This is a genomic window from Thermodesulfobacteriota bacterium (assembly GCA_040756475.1).
In the GTDB taxonomy this organism is placed as follows: Bacteria; Desulfobacterota; Deferrisomatia; order Deferrisomatales; family JACRMM01; genus JBFLZB01.
Genome location: JBFLZB010000235.1, coordinates 1 through 6,442, shown reverse-complemented (window position 1 = coordinate 6,442; position 6,442 = coordinate 1). Strand labels below are relative to the sequence as shown.

Annotated in this window: 7 protein-coding genes; 5 read left to right on the top strand and 2 right to left on the bottom strand. The window is 69.3% G+C overall.

The genetic code is table 11. The annotated features are described in order from the left end of the window. Positions 1-177: 177 nt before the first annotated feature. Positions 178-825 carry a response regulator gene (locus AB1578_21245; GenBank protein ID MEW6490423.1) on the bottom strand — a complete coding sequence of 216 codons (648 nt, stop codon included), beginning with the start codon at positions 823-825 and terminating at the stop codon, positions 178-180. Further along, on the bottom strand, positions 818-2,239 hold the full coding sequence (locus AB1578_21240; GenBank protein ID MEW6490422.1) for an ATP-binding protein: 1,422 nt from the start codon (positions 2,237-2,239) through the stop codon (positions 818-820). The genes AB1578_21245 and AB1578_21240 overlap by 8 nt, the downstream gene beginning before the upstream one ends. A 364-nt stretch (positions 2,240-2,603) precedes the next feature. On the opposite strand from AB1578_21240, the gene AB1578_21235 reads away from it, so the two are divergent. The 5 genes from AB1578_21235 to AB1578_21215 all read left to right on the top strand — a co-directional run. Next, positions 2,604-2,873 (top strand): type II toxin-antitoxin system Phd/YefM family antitoxin, encoded by a 270-nt coding sequence (locus tag AB1578_21235; protein MEW6490421.1) that lies wholly within the window; start codon positions 2,604-2,606, stop codon positions 2,871-2,873. A gap of 240 nt (positions 2,874-3,113) precedes the next feature. Beyond that, positions 3,114-3,497, top strand: a complete 384-nt coding sequence (locus tag AB1578_21230) for a GxxExxY protein (GenBank protein MEW6490420.1) — start codon at positions 3,114-3,116, stop codon at positions 3,495-3,497. Between the two features lie 238 nt (positions 3,498-3,735). Beyond that, positions 3,736-4,011, top strand: coding sequence for a TRIC cation channel family protein (locus tag AB1578_21225; protein MEW6490419.1), 276 nt, complete (start codon positions 3,736-3,738; stop codon positions 4,009-4,011). A gap of 1 nt (position 4,012) precedes the next feature. After that, the gene (locus tag AB1578_21220) at positions 4,013-4,696 is read left to right on the top strand and encodes a peptidylprolyl isomerase (GenBank protein MEW6490418.1); all 684 of its coding nucleotides are present in this window, start codon (positions 4,013-4,015) and stop codon (positions 4,694-4,696) included. Between the two features lie 112 nt (positions 4,697-4,808). Beyond that, the coding region (locus AB1578_21215) for a DEAD/DEAH box helicase (GenBank protein MEW6490417.1) at positions 4,809-6,442 on the top strand (1,634 nt) is incomplete at its 3' end.

The window sequence follows — 6,442 nt, the reverse complement described above, 5'->3', positions numbered from 1 at the left end:
CGGGCCTCGGGTAGATCCCAGGGAAATGCTCCTCGTGACGTAGGGTACGAACCCGGGGGAAGCAGTTCCAGAGAAGTCGGGCGCCGGAAAGCGGCAGGTCTGTGAAGCGGACTTCACAAGATCCCCGAGATCCGGGGGAGGCCGGGCTCGGGAGGCAGGGGTTGGGGGAGGGAGGGATCAGCCGGGGGGTTGGAGGAGCTGCTGCACGCACCCGGCCACCTGCACGCCCTGGGGCGTCAGGGTGTAGGCCTTGCCCCCCTCCTGGGTGACGAGGCGGGCCTCCCGGAGGATGCGCAGGTGGAAGTTCACCTTGGTGTGGTCCTCGATCCCCAGGTGGCGGGTGATGTCCATGAACCGAACGCTTCCACGACTGCCCAGGAGCCGAAGGATGTCTCGCCGGATGGCGTTGGCCAGGCAGTGGAAGGCGCTCTCGGCGTCTGCCGCGGGCTCGCACGCCGCGAAGCGGGCGGACTCCAGGCAGCGGCGCACGGCAACGGTGAGCTCGTCGACGCGGAAGGGCTTGACCAGGTAATCCTCGGCTCCCAGTCGCATGGCCTCCACCGCGCTCTGCACCGTGGCGAAGGCCGTGACCATCACCACCTGGGTCCGCGGCGCCCGGCGCCGGATGAGGGGCAACGCCTCCATTCCCCCCATGCCCGGCATCATGAGGTCCAGGAGCACCACGTCGAAGCGCCGGTGCTCCAGCAGAGCAAAGGCCTCCTGCGCCCCACCCACCGCCGCCACCTCGAACCCGGCGCGGGCCAGGATCTCCTCGACGTTCTCCCTCAGATCCCGGTCGTCGTCCACGACGAGCACGCTAGGCATGGGCCGCTCCGCGAACGGGGAAGACCACCGCCATGACCGTGCCGCCGGGGCCGGTCCGGGCGACTTCGATGCGGCCCCCGTGCCGCTCCATGATGCCTCGAGAGACCGAGAGTCCGAGGCCCGTTCCGCGCCCCACCTCCTTGGTGGTGAAGAAGGGGTCGAAGATGCGCCCCACGTCCTCCGGCGCGATGCCCGGACCCGTGTCGGCGACCTCCGCCACCACTTCACCGTTCTTGGCGGCGGTGGAGATCACGATCTTGCCGCCGGGCCCCGCGGCGTCCCGGGCGTTGAGCAGCAGGTTGAGGAAGACCTCCTCCACCTTCCACGGCACGAGGTGCAGCGGCGGCAGCGGCCCCGGGCGCAGCTCGATGGGGCACTCGTCGGTCCCCGGGCCGAGGAGCGTGAGGGCGCCCCGGATCACCTCGTTGAGATCGGCCTCCACCGCCTCCGCGTCCTGGGAGCGGGAGACGTACAGGAGCTCCCGGGCAATCTTCGACGCCCGGTCCAGGTTTCGCTCGATGAGCGCAAAGCGCCGGGCTGTGCCCTCCATACCCGCCACGCCCGAGAGATCCTTCTTCAGGAGCTCCACCGACAGGGAGACGTTGCCGAGGGGGTTGTTGATCTCGTGGGCGATGCCCGAGGCCAGCTTGCCCAGCGCGTGGGTCTTCTCCGATTCGGCGAAGCGCCGCAGCCGGTCCTCGATGGCCACCCGACGCTCGGCGTCGAACACGTGCAGCCCCCGCATGAGGAAGTGGAGGATCGCCACGGCGGAGAGCCCCCGCAGCACCTCCACCTGGCCAAAGAGGGGCACCAGCGTGCGCGACGGCACGAGCCCCGTCAGGACCCCATAGACAACCAGAAAGGCGCCGGCCCAACGGAAGCTTCGCGCGCCCCGGGGGCTGAGCTCCTGGACGGTGGAGGCGTAGGCCGCAAACCCGAGCCCTGCCGCGATCCCGGCCGGGAATCCGAGGAAGTTTCGAATCCGGAAATTGTGGTACTGGAGAAACTCAACGGAGCGCTGGGGCTCTGCCGAGGCCATGGTCGTAGCCAGCAGGCCGAAGAGCAGCAGCGGCACCACCAGGAGCAGGACGTTGCGCTGCCGTGGGTACACTCGTCCCAGGAGGAAGATCCCGAAGAGCAGCAAGAAGAAATAGGAAGCAACCACCGGCCACAGCTTCAAGCCCTTGATCCGCAGCAGCAACCTCGGGTCGAGGTGGCTCCCCTGGAGGATCAGGTAGAGCTCCGACCACTCGTGGAACGCATGGGTAAAGGCAAAGACCGCGAAGAGCCACAGGAGGGGCGCAAGGGACAGATTGCTGCTGCGCGTGTCCCGCGACACCACGGCAATGCCCATGGCGAAGAACGCGAGGCCGTACAAGAGGTAGACGATGAAGATGACCAGGGGATCCGACATGGGGCGCGTCACCTGTTCCGCCGCGTGGCGGAGGGAACCGTGGGTCCGCAAGAGAGGCACGCCCGCCGAGCCGGCGCGCCTCCCCGCACGAGTCTATCGGGCCGGCCCGGCTGCGGACAAGGGGCACTCCGGCCCGGCGTCCGCGGTAGGGCACAGAGGACGGGGATGGGATGGGGTTGAGCCGGGCCGGGGAGGCAGGGCCCAGGGATCAGCAGCCCAGAGGTTTCCCATCTGTGCCTTTCTCTGTGTCCTCTGTGTCCCCTGTGGTTGAACAAACCAGGAATTCCGACAACGCACGCCAGTTTGCACGGCCCCCAAGCGGTGCTATTCTGCGACCCGTGAACAGGTCTCCCGGAAGGTGCGGATGAATACCCGATTCTCCGAAGACGTGATCCCCCTGACCGATCTTAAGGTGAACCCGGGCCGGGTGGTGAAGCACGTGGCCGAGTCCCGCCGCCCCGTGCTCCTCACCAGCCGCGGCCGCGGCGTGGCCGTGGTCCAGTCCGTGGCCGGGTACGAGAGGGACCAGGAAGAGCGCGCGTTCCTGCGGGCGGTCGTGGAAGGCCTCGCGGGCCTGGAGGAAGGCCGCGAGGTCTCCCTCGCCGAGGCCAAGGCGCGTCTGGGGCTGAAGTAGCGCCGTGCCCAAGACCGTCATCCGTTTCGCCGAGTCGGCCCTCCGCGACATGGAAGACATCCCCACAAGAGCGGCTCACGCAAAGGCGCAAAGACGCAAAGAAGAGCAAGAACTTTCTTGTTTGAAACAAGAGAGGCCTTTTGCGGTTTCCAATACACGGAGTTCTCGCCGTTGCCTTTCCCTTTGCGCCTTTGCGTCTTTGCGTGAGAAGCCCTTGATCTCGCGCGTGGGAGCGTCCCAGTGAACGAGAACGAGGTGGCCCGGGCGGTTGTCGACGCCGCGTTTCACGTGCACAAGGAGCTCGGCCCGGGGCTCCTCGAGTCGGTGTACGAGGCGGTCTTGGCGAAGGAACTGACCCGCCGGGGACTGTCAGTGGAGCGCCAGCGACCCGTCCCCATCCGGTTCGACGGGATCGAGTTCGACGAGGGCTTCCGGGCGGATCTCGTCGTCGAAGATCGGATCATCGTCGAGTTGAAATCCGTGGAGGCGGTGGCCCCTGTGCACAAGAAGCAGTTGCTCACCTACCTCCGGCTGGCGGACAAACGCCTCGGGCTGCTGATCAACTTCGGGACGGCGCTGTTCAAGGATGGGGTGTCGCGGGTCGCCAACGGAATGGAAGACTGAAAGGCCAACCTCGCCTCACGCAAAGGCGCAAAGACGCAAAGCAGAGCAAGAACTTTCTTGTTTGAAACAAGAGAGGCCTTTTGCGGTTTCCAATACACGGAGTTCTCGCCGTTGCCTTTCCCTTTGCGCCTTTGCGTCTTTGCGTGAGAAGCCCTTGATCTTGCTCTTGCCTCTCCAAAAGAACCCCTCCGCGTGGGCATGCCCCGGCCCGTTCTCCCGTATTACCTCAGGAGGTCACTTGCTTCTGTACTATCTGGATCTCGCAGGCGTAGCGGTATTCGCCGCCAGCGGCGTGATGGCTGCTCGTGATCGGGATCTGGATTTGTTCGGGATCGCCGTCGTCGCCATGCTGACGGCGATCGGGGGCGGAACGCATCGGTGGGGTACGGTGGCCCGAGCAACGCAGTTCGCCGGGGCCACAGGCCGGTTGTCCGCGGGGGGCGCAGCGGGTATCATGGCGCGTCCGTTTCCAGACGGGCCGCGCGCCGCGGCCTGCCGGTTCTTGGGAGGGTGACATGACCAGAATGCTCGCCGCCGTCACGTCCGCTTTCGTCGCCGTCGCCGTGGTGCTGGGGTCGCTCACGGCGTGCCAGGCGCAGGGAACCGCAACTGCCAAGGAGGATGCTGCGATGAAGGTGATCGACGAGATGGTGCAGAAGGCCGCGGTGGACACGTCCAAGCCCAACTGGAAGACCGCGGTGCCCAAGCCGGAGAAGGCCACGTTCGAACCCGGCCGCAAGTACTTCGCCCGCATGGCCACCAACAAGGGCCCCGTACGCATCCGGCTGATGCCGGAGGTGGCGCCCATGCACGTGACGAGCTTCATCTACCTGACCAAGCTCGGCTTCTACGACAACCTCATCTTCCACCGGGTGATCCCGGGCTTCATGGCCCAGGGGGGCTGCCCGCTGGGCAGCGGCACCGGGGGGCCGGGGTACGAGTACGGCGGCGAGTTCAGCCCGACGGTGAAGCACGACCGGGGCGGCCTCCTCTCCATGGCCAACCGGGGCCCCAACACCGACGGGAGCCAGTTCTTCCTCACTTTCGTCCCCACCCCCTGGCTCGACGGCAAGCACACCATCTACGGGGAGGTGGTGGAGGGGATGGACACCCTCAAGAAGCTCGAGGCCGCGGGCTCCCAGAGCGGGCGCCCCACGGAGCCCCTGAAGCTGGAGAAGGTGACCATCGAGGTCGAGTAGGCCGGACGACTCCGGCAGGCCGGCGAGCCGCCCCGCCCCTTGGGGCGCGGGCGGCTCGTTCCATTGGGGGAAGAAGCTCCGCCCCGAGCCCGCATCCAGAAGGCGCACGCCCATGACCGATCCCACCCCCGCCCCCCCGCCGGGCTTCGAGCACCTGGGCCTCGCGCCGCCCCTGCTGCGGGCCCTGGCGGACGCGGGGTACGAGGCGCCCACCCCCATCCAGGAGGCCGCGATCCCACCGCTGCTCGCGGGCCGCGACCTCATCGGGCAGGCCCAGACGGGCACGGGGAAGACCGCGGCTTTCGCCCTGCCGCTGCTCGCGGCGGTGGACCCCCGCCGGCCCCGGGTGCAGGCCCTGGTGCTCGTGCCCACCCGGGAGCTCGCCCTCCAGGTGGCCGAGGCGGTGCACACCTACGCCCACCACACCGAGGGGCTCGGCGTGCTCCCCGTGTACGGGGGGCAGCCCTTCCCCCTCCAGCTCCGGGGGCTCCAGCGGGGGGCGCAGGTGGTGATCGGCACGCCGGGCCGGGTGCTGGACCACCTGCGGCGGGGGAGCCTCTCCCTGGAGGCCGTGCGGGTGCTCGTCCTCGACGAGGCCGACGAGATGCTGCGCATGGGGTTTTTGGAGGACGTGGAGCAGATCCTCTCCCACGCCCCGGCTTCCCGCCAGACGGCCCTCTTCTCGGCCACGATGCCCCCCGAGATCCGCCGGGTCGCCGGCGCCCACCTGCGCGACCCGGTCACGGTGGCCCTCTCCCAACGCACCCTCACCGTCCCCTCGGTGGAGCAGCGCTGCCTCTTCCTGGCCGAGGGGCAGAAGCTCGACGCCCTCACCCGCATCCTGGGGGCGGAGCCCAGCGAGGCCGTGCTCGTCTTCACCCGCACCAAGACCGGCGCCGCGGAGCTCGCCCAGAAGCTCGAGGCCCGGGGGTGGGCGGCCGAGGCCCTCCACGGGGATCTCGGCCAGGCCCAGCGGGAGGCCCTGGTGCGGCGCCTGCGGGCCCGCAAGGTGGACGTGTTGGTCGCCACCGACGTGGCGGCCCGGGGGCTCGACGTGGAGCACGTGACCCACGTGGTCAACTACGACATCCCCTACGACGCGGAGGCCTACGTGCACCGCATCGGGCGCACGGGCAGGGCCGGGCGGGCCGGGGTCGCCGTGCTCTTCGTCACCCCGCGGGAACAGCGGATGATGCGCGAGATCGAGCGGTACACGGGCCGGCGGCTGGCGCCCATGCGCCTTCCCACCCGGGCGGACGTGGCCGCCCGCACCGCGGCGCTCTTCCAGGAGGAGCTGCGGGAGTCGCTCCGGGAGGGGGGGCTCGACCCCTACCGGGCCCTGGTGGAGGACCTGGCCCGGGAGGACGGGGTCTCCCTGGCGGATGTCGCAGCGGCAGCGGCCCGCCTGGCCCTGGGGGAGAAGCCCCTGGAGGCTCCGGAGGACCTGGAGCTCGAGGCCGTGCCGGAGCCGTTCCCCCCGCCGCAGACAGGGGGGATGGGCCGGGCCGGCGAGGCCACGGCCCGACTCATCCTGGCCGCCGGGAGCCGGGCCGGGGTGCGGCCCGCCGACGTGGTGGGTGCCATCGCCAACGAGGCGGGCGTGCCGGGGCGGGAGATCGGCCCCATCGAGATCCACGAGAACTTCACCCTGGTGGACCTCCCCCGCCGGTACGTGCCCCAGGTGCTCCACCGCATGGCCCGGAGCACGCTTCGCGGCCGGCCGATCCGGATCCGGCCCGCCGCCCG